The sequence below is a fragment of the Halorubrum rubrum genome, from assembly GCF_024494685.1.
Lineage (GTDB): Archaea > Halobacteriota > Halobacteria > Halobacteriales > Haloferacaceae > Halorubrum > Halorubrum rubrum.
In genome coordinates this window covers 14,896-32,304 of the sequence record NZ_JANHDM010000019.1, presented here as the reverse complement: position 1 = coordinate 32,304, position 17,409 = coordinate 14,896, and the positions used below count along the sequence as shown (strand labels likewise).

The following is a 17,409-nucleotide window of genomic DNA, read 5'->3' as shown; positions in this document are numbered from 1 at the left end:
ACGAAACCCCTCGACTGCGCGCCCACGGGCCGAGTATTGTGTTGACGATTCTCATGGACTTTCGCCGGTTCCCCTGCCCGCGAGGCGACCGTTTTATAAACTACGTATCAGCCGTGAGATCGATGCCCATTCGTTATTAGGCGGCACCGAAAACGACGGCGTATGGACAGGTTGGACGGCCCCGTGGAGGGGCGAAAGGGGGCGTGGTCGGTCGGCGACCGCGTCGGGCGGACGCCACGGTGGACCACGTATCGCGGAACGGACGAGGAGGGGACCCCCGTCGCGATCCGGACGCCGACCGGGAGGGTCCCGAGCGACCGGTACGACAGGTTCGACGCGCTCGCTCGCCAGTGGGGAACCGTCGACGAGCGGCGGACCGTCCGCGGGCTGCTCGACTGGGGGACCGATCCCGAGCCGTGGGTCGCCGTCGAGTACGTCCCCGACGAACTCGATTCGTGGGCCGCCGGGACCAGCCTCGAGACCGCGAGAGCGTGCGACCAGCGGACGCGGGCGGAGCTGCTCTTCGACGTGTGTGAGATACTCCGGACCTACTCCCGGTACGGCTCCACGCCGTGTCACCTCGCGCTTCACCCCGACTGCCTCTCCTTCCGGGTCGACGCCGACGGACCGGTCGCGGTCGTCGACGACTGGGGGCTGAGCCGGCTCGTCGCGGACCCTCCGGCGACCCCGTACACCGCGCCCGAGCAGCTCGAGGGCGATCACGCCTCGAAGCGGACCGACGTCTACCGGATCGGCGCGCTCGCGGCCGCGGCGCTCGGCGACGGGTCGCCGTTCCCCGGCGTCGACGCCGACGACCCGGCGGCGCTGGTCGACGCGATCCGCGAGGGGATCGACGCCGACGCGCTCGGCGACGAATTTCCGGAGGGAGCGGTGCGACCGGTCGGCCGGGCGACCGAGGGCGACCCGTCGGACCGGTACGCGACGACGTATCCCCTCGGCCGGGACCTCCTCGACGCCGTCCCGACGGTCGACACGGCGGACCGTCGGGCGGACGCGCTCGCCGCGACCGTCGCGCCGACGCCCGAGGGAACGGGTGACCACGGAGCCGCGACTGACGACGATGACGCCGGGGCGGGAGACGACGGGACGGCGGCCGAGGCGGGAGACGACGGGACGGCGGCCGAGGGGACCGCCGCCGGCACGTCCCAAGGAGGAGACGACTCACCCGGCGACGGTACGCCCGGAAGCGGCGAAGCCGCGGGCGGCGCGGACGACGCCGGCGGGTCCCGGCGGTCGCTCCTCAAGGCCGGCGTCGGCGCGTTCACGCTGGCCGGGATCGGCTACGGTGGGCTCCTCGCGCTCGATCGGAACGACTCGGCGCCCCGGCTCCCTGGGAGCGAGACCACGTCGCCCGGCGGCTCCGGATCCGACGACGGAACCGGTTCCGGGGCCGCCCAGTACGGCGGATGGCTGGACGACGTCGAGAACTACGACGCCACCCACGACTACCGGGACGAAGACGAGGTCACGGTCTCGGTCGGGACGGGGGAGAACGGGCTGCTCTTCTCCCCGGCCGCGATCCTGATCGATCCCGGCGCGACGGTGGTCTGGGAGTGGACCGGCGAGGGCGGCGCGCACAACGTGGTCGCCGAGGCCGGGACGTTCGACAGCGGCGATCCGGTCGACGAGGGCGGGTACACCTTCGAGTACGCCTTCGAGGACGCGAGCGAGGGCGACGTCTTCAACTACCTCTGTGTCCCCCACGAGACGGTCGGCATGAAGGGGTCGGTCGCGGTCGGCGACGTCGACGACGACCTCGTGAGTCCGGACGACGAGGGCACCGCCGCCGAGATCACGGGCGGGACCGTCACCGTCGACGTTCGCAACTACCAGTGGCTGGAGGAGCTACCGAGGGCGATCGCCGACTCGGACGTTCCGGACGAGGTCGACGTGGAGGTGCTCTCGGAGACGGGCGGGACCGATCGGGTCCGGGAGTTCGTCGGGGCGGTCGACGCCGGCGAGCCGAAACCGGACGTGCTGCTCGTCAGCGTCCAGGAGCTCGGCGTGCTCTTTTCGGCGGGCGCGACCGAGCCGCTCTCGGCACACGCGGACGACCACCGGATCGGGGAGGTGTTGGACGAGACGTTCCCCGCGCTCGACACCGCGGCGCGCCACCCCGAGGACGGCGAGATCCACGCGCTCCCGTACTCGTTCGCCCCCTTCTCCGTCGTCTACCGGAAGCCGCCGTTCGAGGAGGCCGGGATCGGCGACACCGACGAGTGGATGACCACCCCGCCGACGTGGGCGGAGTGGTCGGAGATGGTCGCCGCCGCCGCTGCCGACCGGGGGACCGACGGGTTCGTCTGGAGCGGTCGACCGTCCATGCTCCCGCCGACGTTCACCGGCGTGCTCGGCGGCTTCGGCGGCTCGTACTACGAGGGCGGGGAGACGGCGCCCGGAGACGACGCCGGGGTGACGATCGCGGACACGCCGGGCGTCCGGGCGGCGAACGTCCTCCACGACCTCGCGCTCGGCGGCGACCGGGCGGACCCGCCGGTCGAACGGGCGTCCCCCGAGGAGGTGCTCGAATACGGGTTCTCCGACGTCCTGAACGCGTTCCGCGAGGGACGGGGCGTCGCCGCGCTGCTCCCGCCGTCGATCGGGATCGACGTACGGGACGACTCCGAGGCGCTCGGCGTGATGCCGGTGCCGACGGGAGCCGAGACGTCGCGGACGACGGTGTACGGCCAGTACGCCGTCGTCAACCCCAACACGGAGCTGCTCGGCGAGGCGCTCGCGGTCGTCCGGGGGTTCCGCTCGGAGGCCGTCGGGTCGCTGCTCGTCGACGGGGGGCAGTTCCCCACGATGAACGGGGACCCGTTCTCACTGGACGCCATGGCGTCGTCGCCGTACGAACCGCACGCGCCCGCGATCCGGTTCATGGCCGAGAACGCGGTCGTCGAACCGCCGACGGAGACGTGGTACCGCGAGCGGTCGGCGGTCGGCGAGGTGCTGCGGAAGACGATCACGGACGATCCGCGGGCGGGATTGGACGAGATCGCGTCGATCCTCGACGAGTAACAAAAGGGCGGATCGGTCGATCGGACCGTCGGGACGGCTACTCGGCGGCCGGCTCGCCGGGCTCGTCGAGATACTCCGAGTCGACCGTCTCGAACGTCGGCTCCGGCGGTTCGTCGTCGGCCTCGAGCTCCCGTCGGGTGAGGTGGTTCTCGAGCTGCTGGCGCTTGCCTCTCCCCTTCCGTTCGCGTCCCGATTTCGTGTCTGGCATCGTCACCCGTGTCAACACCTCCCACACATATGAAGGTTACGTGGATCCGCCGAACCCCGTCGGCGTGGATCGACGGGGATCGACGGGGATCGTCTCGAGAACCGACTGGAGAGGGAGCGACACTTGTCTCGCCAGTGCGCCGCTCCTCGTTCTTATTGCGACAGCAAAAGCGCCAGGAGAGGGATTTGAACCCCCGATCCCGGAAGGGAACACGCTTTCCAGGCGTGCGCCTTACCACTCGGCCATCCTGGCTCGTCCGGAGCTAATCCGGTGAGACTGTTAAGTCCTTCTTTTCCCCCCTCGTCGCGCGATCCGGTGTTCCGTGAGATACGCCAACGCCCCGGCAGCGGCGGCGACGACCGCGGCCATCCCGAACAGCCACGCGTATCCGAAGGGGACCGTTCCACCGACGAGGAGGTACCCCTGTGCGGCGGCGAGGAACGCGAACCCGCCGACCGCCCCCCAGAGCGCCGCGGAGCGAAGCCGGTTCCGCCGCGTGGCGGGGAGGCCCGGTGCGTTACCGGCGTGACTGACGGCGTCCGCGGAGGCGGCAGGGCCGTTGCCGCCGGAGACGTCGTCGCCGGACGCACCGTCGCGGCCGCGGTCCTCGCCGCCCTCGCTCATCTCACTCGACGCTCGCGACGGCCTCGATCTCGACGCCGACGCCCTTCGGGAGCGCGCCGGCCTGAACCGCCGACCGCGCCGGCGGCGCTCGGTCGAAGTAGTTCGCGTACACCTCGTTCATCTCCTCGAAGTCGTCGATGTCGCCGAGGAAGACGGTCGTCTTGAGCACGTCCTCCGGCTCCGCGCCCGCCTCCGCGAGGACCGCCAGGAGGTTGTCGAGCGCCTGCTCCGTCTGCTCCGCGATCGGGGCGTCCTCGAGGAGTTCGCCCTCCGGCGTCAGCGGTATCTGTCCGGCGGTGAACACGAGGTCGCCGTTCGTCGTCGCCTGGCTGTACGCGCCGACCGCCTCCGGGGCCGCGTTCGTGTGGATGATCTCCGACATGCGTCGACCCTTCGACGCGGATCATTAAGTGTGTCGGGGACGCGGCCGATCCGACCGCCGAGCATATTACTGTCGAGTGCTAACGTCACACATATGTCGGTGGCACTGCTCGCCGCGCTGCTGGCGGGGATGCTCCTGATCAACGTGGCGGCCGCGTGGACGCTCGCCCGCCGGGACCGCGGCCCCGGTGACGCGCCCGACGCGGAGGGGAGGCCCGCGGACGACGATCCCACCGGGTTCGACGCGGTGCTCGCCAGGCGGCGGGATCGAACCCGGTCGGCCGACGGCGACGACGCGTCGGCCCACGCGTCGACCGACGCGCGCTCGCCGTCCACGGATCCGTCGGCCGACGGCCCGCCGCCGCTCGAAACCGACGGCGAGACGGTCGTCTGCGGGAACTGCGGCGCGAGGAATCGGTCGGGGTACCGCTACTGCCGCTGGTGTGTCCGGTCCGCCCTCGTCGACGACGGACGGGGCCGCGGCGACGCGGCCGGAGCCGCCCGTCGGCCGCTCTGAGCCGGACGGCGCGACCTCACCGCTCCCGTTTCGCCTCGCGACCGAGGTGTTCCTCGACCGCCTCGACCTTCCGGTCGGCCGTCGTCTCGACGGTCCGCTTGTCGTCGATCTTCAGGAACGTGGAGACGCGGTCGCCGTCGACCGCCCGGTGGGCGGCCCCGACGGCGTCGAGCAGCGTGTCGACGTCGTCGGCCTCGATGGTGGTCCCCATCGGGTTCGTCTCGTAGCTCACGTCGAAGTCGTCGAGGGCGGCCACCGCCTCGGCGACCTCCTCGGCCATGCTCCCCTCGATCACCGGTGCGACGCTCAACAGGGCGACGACGGTCATGGGGGAGGGTACGCGACTCGATGAGATAAAGGCCGCACCCGATCCTCGCCGTCCGCGAGCGCGTCCCGGCTCGACTACCGGTCGAGCGCGTCCCGGCTCGACTACCGGTCGAGCGCGTCCCGGAGGAACGAGAGCTGGTGGCCGACCGCCGGCTCGAAGTCCGCCCCGAACGGGGAGAAGTGGTCGGCGGGCATCGAGACGACCGTGCCGCGCCGGAGCGCCTCGGCGGCCGCGCGGACCGACTCGACCGGAACGATGGAGTCGTCGGTGCCGGCCAAAAGCAGCGTCGGCGCACGGATCTCCGCGAGCCGCTCGCCCGGCCGGTAGTTCACGAGCCGCAGGAGCGACCGGGCGGGCGTCTCGTTCCGCCAGGCCGACTCCCGGTCGACGAGGTCGAGGTAGCCGCGTTTCGTCCCCGGCTCGGTGATCGCGGCGAGTTCCTCGGTCCCGCCGACGATCGGGACCGTTCGGCCGCGCCCGAACCGATGGCCGAGCAGGTCGCGGAGCCCCGCGAGCCCGGAACGGACGACGTACCGGCCGCCGCGGGCGAAGGTGACGGCGCGCGCGTCGAGCAGGGGCGTCACCGCGATCACGGCGTCGACGTCCCGGCGATCGGCCGCGAGCGTCAGGACGTGTCCCCCCGACAGCGACGCGCCCCAGAGGACCCGGTCCCGGCCGAGCGCGTCGACGCGACCGAGGCGGTCGAGCGCGCCCGCGTAGTCGGCGCGCTGGCGACCGGGGTGAACCAACCGGGAGTCGCCGTCGGAGTCGCCGAACCCGCGGTAGTCGAAACAGAACGCGGCGTAGCCGGCGTCGGCGAACCGCTCGGCGATCGCGGGGTAGCCGAAGCTCCGCTCCGCGCCGAGACCGGGTGCCATGACGACGACCGGCGGATCGTCGTCGTCGCCGCTCGGGAGGTACAGCGTTCCTCGGCAGGTCTCTCCGTCGACGTCGAACGCGAGATCGCGCGTCGAGAAGCGTTCGCGCGGCGGCCGATCGAGCCGCCGCTGGGCGCGGTTCACCGGGTCGCGTCGGGTCACGGCGTCCGGTCCTCCTCGGTCTCCTCGTCGTTCGATCCGTCACTGTCGTCGCTGGCGTCGTCGGCGGCGTCCGATCCGCCGTCGCCGTCCCCCTCGACGTGCGTGAGCGTTTCGAGGACGCGCGTCGAGAACTCGGTCTCGGTCAGTTCGTCCGCGAGGAGGTCCTCGAACCAGGCGGGCTCCGCGCTCCACGTCCCGAGCGGGTCGCCCGGCGATCGGACCACGGTCGCCTCGACGCGAACGGGGTCCCACGCGTCCGCCTCCGCGCGGTCGATGAGGGCGTTGAGCGCCCGACCGATCTCGCGGCGGTGGACCTCGCTGCCGGGAAACGCGGTCATGTACGTCACCTCGAGGGGGTCGCCGACGTCGATCGACTCGACGCTGATGCCGTAGCTTCGGAGGGTCGGTTCGACCCCGCTCGTCGGCTCGTCGTCGCTCATACCGGAGGGTCGGCGGGACGGGATAAATCGGTACCGGCGCGCCGCTTCGGGAGTGGTTCGATCGAGAACTCGAGCGGAAAGCCGCTGACGGGGGCCGTCGGTTGCGACGGCCGATATCGGGTCTGTCAGAGGCACACGATTGTCCCGCGCGGCCGAGGCCAACTACTCCATCCTCGGGCATAAACGCTCGGTGAACGATGTTTCAGTCATCCGTTTTACAGACGGAGATCGCCGGCCGTCGCCGACCGAACCGACCGGTACCGTCCGCCGCCGACCGCTCCGCTCGGCGCGCCCCGTCGACCGCTTCCCCGCGTCGCCGGCACAATTTATACGCCTTCCGAGGAAACGATCGGTATGCTCCGGGCCGCGCTGGGGACGCCGCTTCGCTCCGAGGACGCGGCCGGAACGCTGATCATCGGGACGGTGCTGACGCTCCTCGCGTGGGTCGTCACGCCGATTTGGGTGATCGGGACGCTCTCCGCGCCCGCTCTCGTCCTGGCCGCGCCCCTCGCGCTCGCGCCGACGTTCGTCGGTCGCGGCTACCTCCTGCGGGTGGTCGCCGCCGGGATCGAGTCGGTCGACGGGTCCGGAACCGGGACCACCGCCGCGGCGGACGCCTCCCCGCAGGCTCCGCCCTTCGTTCGATGGGGGCGGCTCTACCGCGACGGGGTCGCGTCCGCGCTGCTCACCGTCGCGTACCTCCTCCCGCTCGTCGTCGGGCTGACCGCCGTCGGGGTCGCGGGCGCGTTCGTCGAACTCGATCGCGTGGACCCGGCACCGCTCGCGGAGTCGGTCGCGGGGGCCGACTCGGGAGGCGTTCCCGGCGTCGGCGCGGGCGTGCCACCCGTCACGCCGGTCTACGGGATCGTCGGGGCCTTCGTCGCCGTCGTCTCGCTCGCGTACCTGGTCGCGTTCGCGTACGTCAGGCCGGCGGCGCTCGCCGCGCTCGCCGCCGGAGGTCGGCTCCGCGACGGACTCCGACCGGCCGCGGTCGGTCGCGTCGCACTCTCGGGGGAGTACGCGGTCGCGTGGTCGCTGGCGATGGTCACCCTGCTCACGGGATACGCCCTCGCGGGGCCGTTCGTCCCGCTCCTCGTCGGGATCGCCGGGGTGTTCGCGGTCCGGATCGTCGTCCACACGCTGTACGGTCTCGGGGCGGCGGACGCGATCGAGCGCGCCCGGTCGCCCGTCGCCGTCGACGTCGCGGACGCCGCCGACTCGTCGGAACTCCGCGAGTCGGCGGCCGGTTCGCTCGCCGCCGAGGTCGGCCCCGAGGTCGACCCGGCGGTCCAGACCGGGCGGACCGTCTCCGGCGGAGCCGCGGCCCCGGTTCCCGAGGCGGTCGGCACGGTCGACCTCGACGCCCTCGTCGACGGTGACGGGGACGACGGTCGCGATCGGGTAGCCGGCGACGGCGATCGTGACGAGGTCGGCCCCGCGGCCGACCGCGACGGATCCGACGAGCGGGCGAGCGTCGACGCCGCCGACGAGTTCGACTGGGGGACGTGACGGGTCGACGACACCGCCGACCGAGCGGAGGATCGATCGGCACGGAAGCCAAGAGTTGATACCCTCCCGATCGAACCCGGAGTATGCGCATCTCCGAGCGGGGCTACGGCGAGGAGGGCCGAGAACGGCTCACGCTCGTCCCCGAGAACGTCGACGACCTCTGGCATCTGTCGCACGTCCTCGAGCCGGGCGACCGCGTCGAGGGCGACACCACCCGCCGGATCCAGCGGGACGACGACCGGATGCGGGACACGGGCGGCCAGCGCGAGCACGTCTTCGTGACCCTGGAGGTCGACGACGTCGAGTTCGCGCGCTTCGCCAACCGGCTCCGCGTCTCGGGCGTCATCGTCGCCTGTTCGCGGGAGGACCAGCTCAACGCTCACCACACCATAAACGTCGAGGAGCACGACGAGATCACGGTCGAGAAGCACTTCAAGCCGGACCAGACCGAGCGGCTGGAGGAGGCGACGGAGGCCGCGGAGAACCCCGACGTCGCCATCGCGACCGTCGAGGAGGGGGCCGCCTACGTCCACACGGTCCAACAGTACGGCACCGAGGAGTACGCCTCGTTCACGAAGCCGACGGGGAAGGGAGAGTACTCCCGCCCGCGCGAGGAGCTGTTCGCGGAACTCGCCGAGGCGCTCTCCCACCTCGACGCCGACGCCGTGATCCTCGCGGGTCCGGGGTTCACGAAACAGGACGCGCGCGACTACATCGCCGAGGAGTACCGCGATCTCGCGGAGCGTGTCACCGTCGTCGACACCTCGGCGGCCGGCGACCGCGGCGTCCACGAGGTGCTCAAACGCGGCGCGGTCGACGAGGTACAAAAGGAGACGCGGATCGCCAAGGAGGCGAGCCTCATCGACGAGCTCACGGAGAACATCGCGACGGGCGCGAAGGCCACCTACGGCCCCGAGGACGTGGCGGAGGCCGCGGAGTTCGGCGCGGTCGAGACGCTGCTCGTCGTCGACGACCGGCTCCGAACCGAGCGGCAGGGCGGGGGCGACTGGGAGATCGACGTCAACGAGGTGATCGAGTCGGTCGAGCGACAGGGCGGCGACGTGGTCGTCTTCTCGGCGGCGTTCGCCCCCGGCGAACAGCTCTCGAACCTCGGCGGCATCGCCGCCATCCTGCGGTACCGGCTCCAGTGACCCGCAACCGCGAGCGGTCGACGGGAGACGCGGGATGAGCGACGACGACCCCCGCGGCTACGACGAGCGACACTACGCGAACACGAAGGAGGGCGCGAGCTACTGGACCGAGCGGCTCTTCTTCGCCGGGATCGAGCTGACGGTTCTCGCGTCGCCCGCGCTGGTGCTCGGCCTCGTCCTCCAGTCGGCGTTTCCCGACGCGCTGCCGACGGCGGGCATCGGCGCGGTCGTCGTCGGGTCGCTCGCGCTGACGCTGTTTCGCACCCGCGTCGTCGACGCGGGCGAGTGGCCGCGGCTCGGCGAGGTCGGGAGCGCCCCGCTCCGGATCACGTACTTCTCCGCGAGCTACCTGGCGGCGACGCTCGGCGTCGCCGCGGCCGTGACGGCGCTCTCCGGGCCGCTCCCGCTCGCCTTCGTCGGCGGGGGGATCGTCCAGACCCTCGGGATCGCGGCGTTCCCGACCGTCTACCGCGCCGTCCACGGCGAGCCCGTTCGGCGGCGGAGCAGGCGGGGCCGACGGGGCCGTTGAGCGCGGGTCGGCGGTACGCCGCGGCCCGTCGCCGCGCCGCTACTTCCCGGTGAGTGCCTCGCTCGCGGGCGCGAACGCGATCGTCTCCCCTCGCCCCGCCTCGCGGGCGCGCTCGTACAGCATGTGGGCGGCCGCGACCGTCTCGATGCCCGTCCCGCCGGAGTCGAAGACCGTCACCTCCTCGTCGCTCGTCCGTCCCGGATGGGCGCCGGCGACGACGTCGCCCAGTTCGGCGACGACCCCGTCCTCGTCGACAAGTCCCTCCTCGACCGCCGCGAGGAACGAGCCGGCGTCGCGCGTCGCGCGGTCGCGGAGGTCGGGGACGTAGGTGGCGCGTGCGACGAGTTCGGGGGGAAGCTCGTTCTTTCCGGGGGCGTACTGGCCCATCGCCGTGACGTGGGTGCCAGGCTCCACGTCGGCGTCGTCGATCACCGGGTCGCTCGCGGTCGTCGCCGTGATCACGACGTCCGCGCCGGCGAGCGCCTCGCTCGCGCTCGCGACTGCGCGCGCGTCGGCGTCGAGCCGCTCGTCGAACTCCGCCGCGAAGGACTCGCGGTTCTCGGCCGTCGGCGAGAAGACGCGGACCGCCTCGAACGGGCGGACCGTCGCGGCCGCGCGGAGCTGCCCGCGCGCCTGCGAGCCGCTGCCGATCACCGCGACCTCGGTCGCGTCCTCGCGGGCGAGCGCGTCGACCGCGACCGCGCCCGCCGCGCCCGTCTTGAACGGGTTCATCGACGCGCCGTCGAGGAGCGCCAGCGGCTCGCCGGACTCCGCGTCGAAGAGCGGCGTCATGAACCACGCGTCGCGCTCCCCGAAGCCGGCCGAGTAGGTGTATCCGCCCATCGCGCCCGTTTCGGGCAACAGCGCGACGTAGGTCGTGAGCATCCCCGGCGGGTCGTCGCTGCCGAGTTTCGTCCGCGGCTCGGCGGGCGCACCCTCGCCGACCTGCCGGTACCCCTCACGGACGGCCGCGACGTAGTCGGCCGGCTCGGCGAGGTCGTCGACGTCGGCGCTCGTGAGAAACAGCGTGTCGGTCATGTCCCACCCATCGGGCGGGGGTGACTAAACGGTACAGGACGCGGCGATCAGTCCGAGCCGGAGCCGGCGAAGGGGGCGGAAGCGGAGCGAGAGCCGGTGCCGGCGGCGTCAGAGGTCCGAGCCGCGTCGTCGAGGGGAGCCCGCACGAACATCGCGTGGCCCATGAGCGCCAGCGCGACGCTCGCGCCCACGGGCACGGCCGCCGTCAACGACAGCCCGACCAGGTTCAGGAAGGCAGTCACGCCGAGCAGGGCGGCCGGAATGAGTCCGAGGACGTAGTCGTAATACCTACTCATGATCCGCGTGGATCTATACCATGATACCACATAATTGTTTCGCGTACCCACGGAGTCATAGCTGCCGTGGGACGAGAAAACCATCTCATAACTTATGCCGGGTTCGGGGCGGGATCGTTGCCGGGACGCGGCCTCCTCGAAGTTCCGACGTGGATCGAGATGAAACGCCCGCCGTCGGTGAGTGCTTGTAGAACGGGTGTTTCGTGAGAAAACAAGGTGATGAGAACGGTGTCGTTGCTGGTGCGGAGAACGTCTCCAAAGCCCCAGTCGCTCGGCTGTACGCGGTGAAACAACCGACTGCGGAGAACGCCTCCAAAGCCCCAGTCGTGAGGACTTGCGCGACTCGTTGCGCGCTTCAGTCACTCACTCCGTTCGTTCCTTCCAGTGCTTACGTCGTCGAGCTTCGTCCTCGCGACTGCCCCTTTGAGTCCCACCCGACCGCTACCGCTCCGCACCTCACGCCTCCCCAACCTCGTTGCTCGCGCGTTCGCGCTCGCAACTCCCTCGCGGGCGGTTCGCGTCCGTCGGGCGCTCACCGGCGCGCCACCGCACCGCGAATCTCCCGCTTCTTCACCTGTATTGACCGAGTCGAGTCGAACCACATCGTCCGCGGATGCTGATCGGATGGAGAAGCCGAACGTCGATCCGGAAACGCGAGTCGAAGACGGGGGAGTGCGGCTACCGCAGCCGGAAGTAGACCGCCCGCCAGCCGCCGAGCGCGACCGCGCCGGTCACGAGGATAACCGCGACGAAGCTGGGCGCGATCCCGCCGCGGAACACGAACGCGCGCAGGACGAACCCGACGGCGGCCGCGGGGACCCACGAGCGCACGACGAGCGGGACCGACGACTTCGCCGTCTCCGCCGCGCCGGGGGAGTACGCGCCGACGAGCGGCGCGAGGAGGACCCACCCGATCAGGAAGGGAGCCCACACGCCGAGCAGGTAGGTCGGCTCGTTCGCGAGGAACTCGGTCGACGTGTGACTGAGCGTTCCGACGGTCAGAAGCGCCATCAACACGAGGACGTCGCCGACCGCGAGCGGCGCGGCCGCGCGGTCGAGACGCCGGGCCAGAAACGACTGGTCGTCCATACGCCCCCGTCGGACCCGCCCCTACTTTGTACGTACGGATCCGCGCCGGCGGGGCGGAGTGGGGTTGAAAACTGGGACGGGAGCGCTACTCGTACAGCGGGTACTCCCGGCAGAGCTCGACGACGCGCTCGCCGACCTCGTAGATCACGTCCTCGCTGTCGGCGTCGTCGATCACGCGGTAGATGAGGTCGCCGACCTCCGCCATCGCGTCCGCGTCGAAGCCGCGGGTCGTGAGCCCGGCGGTGCCGGCGCGGATCCCGGAGGGGTCGAACGGCGAGCGCGTCTCGTCGGGCACCGTGTTCCCGTTGAGCACGATGTTCGCGGCCGCGAGCGCGTCCTCGGCGTCACCGCCCGAGAGGTCGGGATGCGACTCGCGGAGGTCGACCAACACGAGGTGGGTGTCGGTGCCGCCGGAGACTAAGGAGAGCCCGTGACCCTGGAGCGTCTCCGCGAGGGTCTCGGCGTTGTCGACGACCGCCTGCGCGTACTCCTCGAACTCGGGCTCGAGCGCCTCCTTGAACCCGACGGCCTTCCCGGCGACGTTGTGCATCAGCGGGCCGCCCTGCCCGCCGGGGAAGACGGCCTTGTCGACGTCGTCCGCGAACTCCTCGTCGCACATCACGATCCCGCCGCGGCCGGCGCGGATCGTCTTGTGCGTCGAGCCGGTGACGAAGTCGGCGACGCCGACCGGCGAGGGGTGGACGCCGGCGGCGACGAGCCCGGTGATGTGAGCGATGTCGGCGAGGTGGTAGGCGTCGACGGCGTCGGCCGCGGCCTGGATCGCCTCCCAGTCGACCGTCCGCGGGTACGCGGAGTAGCCGGAGACGACGATGTCGGGATCGAACGCCTCCGCGGTCTCGCGGAGGTCCTCGTAGTCGATGTAGCCGGTCTCGGGGTCGACCTCGTACTGCTCGACCTCGTAGATCTGGCCGGTGAAGTTCGCCGGATGGCCGTGCGAGAGGTGGCCGCCGTGGTTCAGATCGAGCGAGAGGATCCTGTCTCCCGGCTCGAGCACCGAGTAGTAGACCGCCTGGTTCGCCTGCGTCCCCGAGTGCGGCTGGACGTTGACGTGCTCGGCCCCCCACAGCTCCGTCGCCCGCTCGATCGCGAGCTCCTCGACCTCGTCGGCGTACTCGCAGCCGGCGTAGTAGCGCGCGCCGGGGTACCCCTCGGCGTACTTGTTCGTGAGGACGCTCCCCTGTGCCTCCAGAACGGCCTCGCTGACGTGGTTCTCGCTCGCTATCATCGCGAGCGTCTCCTCCTGTCTCGTCCGCTCGCCGGCCAGCGCGTCCGCCACCGCCGGGTCGACCGCCCGGAGGTTCTCGTTGTCCATACGTCTCGTCGCGGCCGACGGCACATTAAGCCTGTCCGTCCGCGGGCGGAACGGGCGCGCCACCGACGATCGGCGGATCCGTCGATTTCAGCGGTGAGACGCCCCTAAACGGCGTTGTTCGCTATACAAGTCCCGTTAATATTAAATAGATATCCGGATTGTATACGAGGAGATAGATGGTGTCGAATTTATTGGAATCGGACGTGGAGGACGTCCTCGAGGCGGCGTTCGCCGGGTCCGACGAGGAACTGTTCGTGATCGACCCGCCGGCGTCGACGATCGTCTCGCTCGTGGACGCCGCCGTCGACCGCGACGACCTCCCGACGATGTCGATGCTCGCCGACGAGAGCGTGCTAAAAGGTGTCATGGACGACTTCCTCGTCGCCTCGAAGGCCGCTGACCTCCTCGAGTCCGGGGCGTTGCGGCTTCGCCTCCTCCCCGAGGACGCCGACAACGCGCTCTTCGTCTCCGAGTCGAAGGTCGTCGCGCTCGTGAACGCCGGCGAGCGCGTCGCCGCCCTCTCGACGACGGACGAGGCGTTCGTCGCCGAGGTGTTCGGGACGCACCGCGACGCCTTCGCGGACGCCGAGGAGTACGCGCTCCGCACGCCGTCGATCAGCCGCGTTCGCGAGACGATGGCGGCCGACATCGGCGAGGACGTCCGCGACGACTTCGACGCGGTGCTCGCGTCCGTAGAGAGCGCGGGCGGGGACGACGGGCTCGACGAGGTGACGGTCTCGCTCCTCGTCGCCGCGCGCAACGACGTCCTCCTGTACGACATCTCGAAGTGGGGCGAGGACGTGGGGATCGCCTCGAAGGCGACGTTCTCCCGGACGAAGACCCGGCTCGAGGACGTCGGCGTCATCGACACGGAGAAGGTCCCGATCGACGTGGGCCGTCCGCGGCTCCGGCTCAAACTCGGCGACGACCGGCTGGCCGGCGTCGACGCCGACGAGTTCGCCGCCGTCGCCGCCGACCTCCTCGCGTAGTCGCCTCCTCGCGTAGTCGCCTCCTCGCGTAGTCGCCTCCTCGCGCAGTCGCATCCGTCCCGTTTTCACCGTTCTCGTCCCGTCCCCGCGGGCTTTTTTTCCCTCCTCCCCGTCGACCGCGGCATGGACATCGGACTGGTCGGCGACGGCCCCGCGGTCGAGGCCGTCTCGGCCGCGCTCGGCGACGTCGACGTGAACGTGATGCCGGTCGAGCCGTCGCTGCTCGACGGGTTCGACCTCGCCGTCGTCGTCGACGCGACCGGGTCGGCGACGTTCGACGCCGCGAACGACCTGCTCGACCGCTGGATCGCCGTCGAGGTTGGCGGGCTCGGCGGGACCCCGCTCGCGGACGTCGACGCCGCGGTGACGGTCCTCGAGGACGCGTGTTACGACTGCCTGCGGGACCGCGTCGCGAGCGGCGATGCGGAGGCGGCGGACGCGCCGCAGGGGACGCGCTCCGCGGTGCGGTACGCCGGCGCGGTCGCCGGCCGGACGGCGATCCGCCTGCTCGCGGGCGAGCCGGTCGGCGACACGGTCCGGGAGGTCCCCGGTCCGACCCGGTCGCTGCTTCCAGTGCCCGGCTGCGGCTGCGGCTCCGAGCCGGGCACGGCGCTCACGCTCGGGGGCGAGCGGCGCTCGGTGTCGGCGGCGCTGGAGCGCGCGGAGCGAGGGGTCGACGCTCGGATCGGACTCGTCTCCGAGGTGGGCGAACGCGAGTCGTTCCCGGTGCCGTACTACGTCTCGCACGTCGCCGACACGACGCCGTTCTCGGACGTCCGCGCCGCGGAGTTCGCCGCCGGGGCCGACGACGACTGGGACGCCGCGTTCATGAAGGCGCTCGGCGAGGGACTCGAGCGCTACGCCGCGGGCGTCTACCGGGCGTCGTCGTTCACGACCGCGACCGAGGCCGACGTGCCGAACCCGGTCGCGCCGGACGCGTTCGTCCGCCCGGACGACGCCGCGGGGTACTCGCCGGGGGACGAACTCGCGTGGATATCGGGCGAGCGACTGGTGACCGAGGGGCGTCCGGGCTCCGAGACGGTCGTCAGCCTCCCCGCGGAGTTCGTTTGCTTCCCGCCGCCGGAGCGCCGATACCGCCCCGCGATCACGACCGGGCTCGGCCTCGGCAACACCGGGGCGGAGGCGGCGCTGTCGGGGCTCTACGAGACGATCGAGCGGGACGCCACGATGACGACGTGGTACTCGACGACGGAGCCGCTCGGGCTCGAACTCGACGACCCGGTCGTCGATCGGCTCCGGAAGCGCGCCCGCGCGGAGTCGCTGTCGGTGTCGACGCTGCTCGTCACGACCGACGTCGACGTCCCCGTCGTCGCCGCCGCCGTCCACCGCGACGGGGAGTGGCCCCGCTTTGCCGCCGGATCGGGCGCGGACCTCGACCCGGTCTCCGCGGCCCGCAACGCGATCGCGGAGGCGCTCCAGAACTGGACGGAACTCCGGTCGATGGGGAGGGAAACCGCCGCCGAACAGGAGGCCGCGATCGGCCGCCACGCCGACCTCCCGGACGCGACGCGCGAGTTCTTCGACCCCGACGCGACGGTCCCGGCGACGAGCCTCGACGCGCCCGACCTCGAAAGCGGGACGGACGGTGAGTCCGGCTCCCGGAACGGGGACGGCGGGGTCGCCGAACTCGAGGCGGTCGTCGACCGTGTTCGGTCGGTCGGGCTCGACCCCGTCGTCGCGCGCACGACGACCCGCGACGTGGCGGCGCTCGGCTTCGAGGCCGTTCGCGTCCTCGTCCCCGGTGCGCAGCCGCTCTTCACCGGCGACCCGTTCTTCGGCGAGCGCGCCCGCGAAGTCCCCCGATCGATGGGGTTCGAGCCGACGCTCGACCGAGCGTACCATCCGTTCCCGTGAACGTCCTCGAGCGACCCGGCGGGTGACCCCCGCGTTCGCCCCCTCCGCCCCGCGTGTTTAAGTGACGCCGCGTCGCGGTGGGTCGTATGGACATCGTATCTGACGACGAGGTCGAGTCGACGGAGGCGGTCCCCGGCGTCCACCTCACCCAGGGGGCCGCGGGCGACGAGGCGAGCATCCAGCGGTTCTACATCGAGCCGGGCGCGGAGGTACCAGAACACGACCACCCGCACGAGCAGGTCGGGACGGTCACGGCCGGCGCACTCACTTTCGTCGTCGACGGCGAGGAGCGGACGGTCCACGCCGGCGACACGTTCGCGATCCCCGGCGGGGAGCCGCACGCGGCGGTCAACGAGGGCAAGGTCCCCGTCGAGGGGTTCGACGTGTTCGCACCACCCCGGCCGAATCCCGACTGGGAGGAGTGACGACTGCGACGGGATGCCCGACTCGATCCCGACGGTACCGGACACGGTGCCGGCGACGACCCTCCACCCTTCGACCACCCGATGACGAACGACGCCAACGGACCCGACGGGAGCGGAGAACCGATCGACGAGGAGACGGAACGAGTCCGGCTGGAGAGCGTCGAGGAGTACCTGAAGCACCTCCGGCGCTCGAACCCGTACTACGACTGGCTCCAGCCGGAGGTGTTGACCGTCGAGCGCGGGTTCGTCCGGCTCCGCCAGTCGGTCAGCGACCGAACGCGGCCCCCGGAGGTCGGTCCCGCCGAGGGGATCAACGGCGGGATCCTCGTGACGCTGGCCGACGCGGCCGCCATGGCGGCGATCATCGCCGACGCGCTCGAGCCGGTCCCGCTCGCGACCACGCGGATCGACATGTCGTTTCACGACGGGGGCGACGAGCCGCACGTCGTCCAGGCCGACGTGATCGATTTCGGCTCGACGCTGGCCACGGCCCGGATCGAGGTCCTCCCCGAGAGCGACCTCGGCGACCCGGACCCGCGGCTCTTCGCCTCCGGCGAAGCCACCGCACGACTGTTCGAGTGAATCGGAGCGACGA

The 17,409-nt window shown here is 71.5% G+C and carries 19 protein-coding genes and 1 tRNA gene; 9 read left to right on the top strand and 11 right to left on the bottom strand.

Going from position 1 to position 17,409, the window contains the following annotated elements; genetic code table 11:
* Positions 1-162 precede the first annotated feature (162 nt).
* Entirely contained in the window at positions 163-3,042 is a 2,880-nt protein-coding gene (locus NO889_RS16155; protein ID WP_256413250.1) for a halocyanin domain-containing protein, read from the top strand.
* Between the two features lie 37 nt (positions 3,043-3,079).
* Here the strand turns inward: NO889_RS16155 and NO889_RS16150 are convergent, their stop codons facing one another.
* The 4 genes from NO889_RS16150 to NO889_RS16135 all read right to left on the bottom strand — a co-directional run bounded on the left by NO889_RS16150 (position 3,080) and on the right by NO889_RS16135 (position 4,256).
* Entirely contained in the window at positions 3,080-3,250 is a 171-nt protein-coding gene (locus NO889_RS16150; protein ID WP_198529998.1) for a hypothetical protein, read from the bottom strand.
* A gap of 170 nt (positions 3,251-3,420) precedes the next feature.
* Positions 3,421-3,502: transfer RNA gene (locus tag NO889_RS16145), tRNA-Ser, on the bottom strand.
* Between the two features lie 27 nt (positions 3,503-3,529).
* Positions 3,530-3,874, bottom strand: coding sequence for a DUF7981 family protein (locus tag NO889_RS16140; RefSeq protein ID WP_256413249.1), 345 nt, complete (start codon positions 3,872-3,874; stop codon positions 3,530-3,532).
* A 1-nt stretch (position 3,875) separates the two neighbouring features.
* On the bottom strand, positions 3,876-4,256 hold the full coding sequence (locus tag NO889_RS16135) for a Rid family detoxifying hydrolase (protein ID WP_256413248.1): 381 nt from the start codon (positions 4,254-4,256) through the stop codon (positions 3,876-3,878).
* Positions 4,257-4,349: 93 nt separating this feature from the next.
* On the opposite strand from NO889_RS16135, the gene NO889_RS16130 reads away from it, so the two are divergent.
* On the top strand, positions 4,350-4,772 hold the full coding sequence (locus tag NO889_RS16130) for a DUF7577 domain-containing protein (protein ID WP_256413247.1): 423 nt from the start codon (positions 4,350-4,352) through the stop codon (positions 4,770-4,772).
* Between the two features lie 16 nt (positions 4,773-4,788).
* Here NO889_RS16130 and NO889_RS16125 read toward each other — a convergent pair whose 3' ends face one another.
* The 3 genes from NO889_RS16125 to NO889_RS16115 form a co-directional block, all read right to left on the bottom strand.
* Positions 4,789-5,100: an MTH1187 family thiamine-binding protein gene (locus NO889_RS16125; protein ID WP_066411323.1), complete on the bottom strand. Its 312-nt coding sequence runs from the start codon at positions 5,098-5,100 to the stop codon at positions 4,789-4,791.
* 101 nt (positions 5,101-5,201) lie between these two features.
* A complete protein-coding gene (locus tag NO889_RS16120) occupies positions 5,202-6,140 on the bottom strand; it encodes an alpha/beta hydrolase (RefSeq protein ID WP_256413246.1) in 939 nt (312 codons plus the stop codon).
* Positions 6,137-6,580, bottom strand: coding sequence for a DUF8159 domain-containing protein (locus NO889_RS16115; RefSeq protein ID WP_256413245.1), 444 nt, complete (start codon positions 6,578-6,580; stop codon positions 6,137-6,139). Before NO889_RS16115 ends, NO889_RS16120 begins: the two co-directional genes overlap by 4 nt.
* 354 nt (positions 6,581-6,934) lie before the next feature.
* Between NO889_RS16115 and NO889_RS16110 the strand changes: the two genes are divergently transcribed.
* From NO889_RS16110 to NO889_RS16100, 3 genes are all read left to right on the top strand, one after another.
* Entirely contained in the window at positions 6,935-8,089 is a 1,155-nt protein-coding gene (locus NO889_RS16110) for a DUF4013 domain-containing protein (protein ID WP_256413244.1), read from the top strand.
* 83 nt (positions 8,090-8,172) lie between these two features.
* Positions 8,173-9,240: an mRNA surveillance protein pelota gene (locus NO889_RS16105; protein WP_256413243.1), complete on the top strand. Its 1,068-nt coding sequence runs from the start codon at positions 8,173-8,175 to the stop codon at positions 9,238-9,240.
* Positions 9,241-9,274: 34 nt separating this feature from the next.
* Positions 9,275-9,769, top strand: a complete 495-nt coding sequence (locus tag NO889_RS16100) for a DUF8215 family protein (RefSeq protein ID WP_256413242.1) — start codon at positions 9,275-9,277, stop codon at positions 9,767-9,769.
* 39 nt (positions 9,770-9,808) lie between these two features.
* On the opposite strand, the gene NO889_RS16095 is transcribed toward NO889_RS16100, so the two are convergent.
* The 4 genes from NO889_RS16095 to glyA form a co-directional block, all read right to left on the bottom strand.
* On the bottom strand, positions 9,809-10,807 hold the full coding sequence (locus NO889_RS16095) for an ornithine cyclodeaminase family protein (protein ID WP_256413241.1): 999 nt from the start codon (positions 10,805-10,807) through the stop codon (positions 9,809-9,811).
* Between the two features lie 47 nt (positions 10,808-10,854).
* Positions 10,855-11,103 (bottom strand): DUF8015 family protein, encoded by a 249-nt coding sequence (locus NO889_RS16090; protein WP_256413240.1) that lies wholly within the window; start codon positions 11,101-11,103, stop codon positions 10,855-10,857.
* Positions 11,104-11,781: 678 nt separating this feature from the next.
* Positions 11,782-12,192 carry a DUF3054 domain-containing protein gene (locus NO889_RS16085; protein ID WP_256413239.1) on the bottom strand — a complete coding sequence of 137 codons (411 nt, stop codon included), beginning with the start codon at positions 12,190-12,192 and terminating at the stop codon, positions 11,782-11,784.
* Between the two features lie 85 nt (positions 12,193-12,277).
* Positions 12,278-13,525 carry a serine hydroxymethyltransferase gene (glyA, locus tag NO889_RS16080; protein ID WP_256413238.1) on the bottom strand — a complete coding sequence of 416 codons (1,248 nt, stop codon included), beginning with the start codon at positions 13,523-13,525 and terminating at the stop codon, positions 12,278-12,280.
* A 176-nt stretch (positions 13,526-13,701) separates the two neighbouring features.
* On the opposite strand from glyA, the gene tbsP reads away from it, so the two are divergent.
* The 4 genes from tbsP to NO889_RS16060 all read left to right on the top strand — a co-directional run bounded on the left by tbsP (position 13,702) and on the right by NO889_RS16060 (position 17,396).
* On the top strand, positions 13,702-14,514 hold the full coding sequence (tbsP, locus tag NO889_RS16075; protein ID WP_256413237.1) for a transcriptional regulator TbsP: 813 nt from the start codon (positions 13,702-13,704) through the stop codon (positions 14,512-14,514).
* A gap of 123 nt (positions 14,515-14,637) precedes the next feature.
* Positions 14,638-16,389: a YcaO-like family protein gene (locus NO889_RS16070; protein WP_256413236.1), complete on the top strand. Its 1,752-nt coding sequence runs from the start codon at positions 14,638-14,640 to the stop codon at positions 16,387-16,389.
* An 86-nt stretch (positions 16,390-16,475) separates the two neighbouring features.
* On the top strand, positions 16,476-16,814 hold the full coding sequence (locus NO889_RS16065) for a cupin domain-containing protein (protein ID WP_256413235.1): 339 nt from the start codon (positions 16,476-16,478) through the stop codon (positions 16,812-16,814).
* A gap of 81 nt (positions 16,815-16,895) precedes the next feature.
* Positions 16,896-17,396 (top strand): PaaI family thioesterase, encoded by a 501-nt coding sequence (locus NO889_RS16060; protein WP_256413234.1) that lies wholly within the window; start codon positions 16,896-16,898, stop codon positions 17,394-17,396.
* The last annotated feature ends 13 nt before the right edge of the window (positions 17,397-17,409 follow it).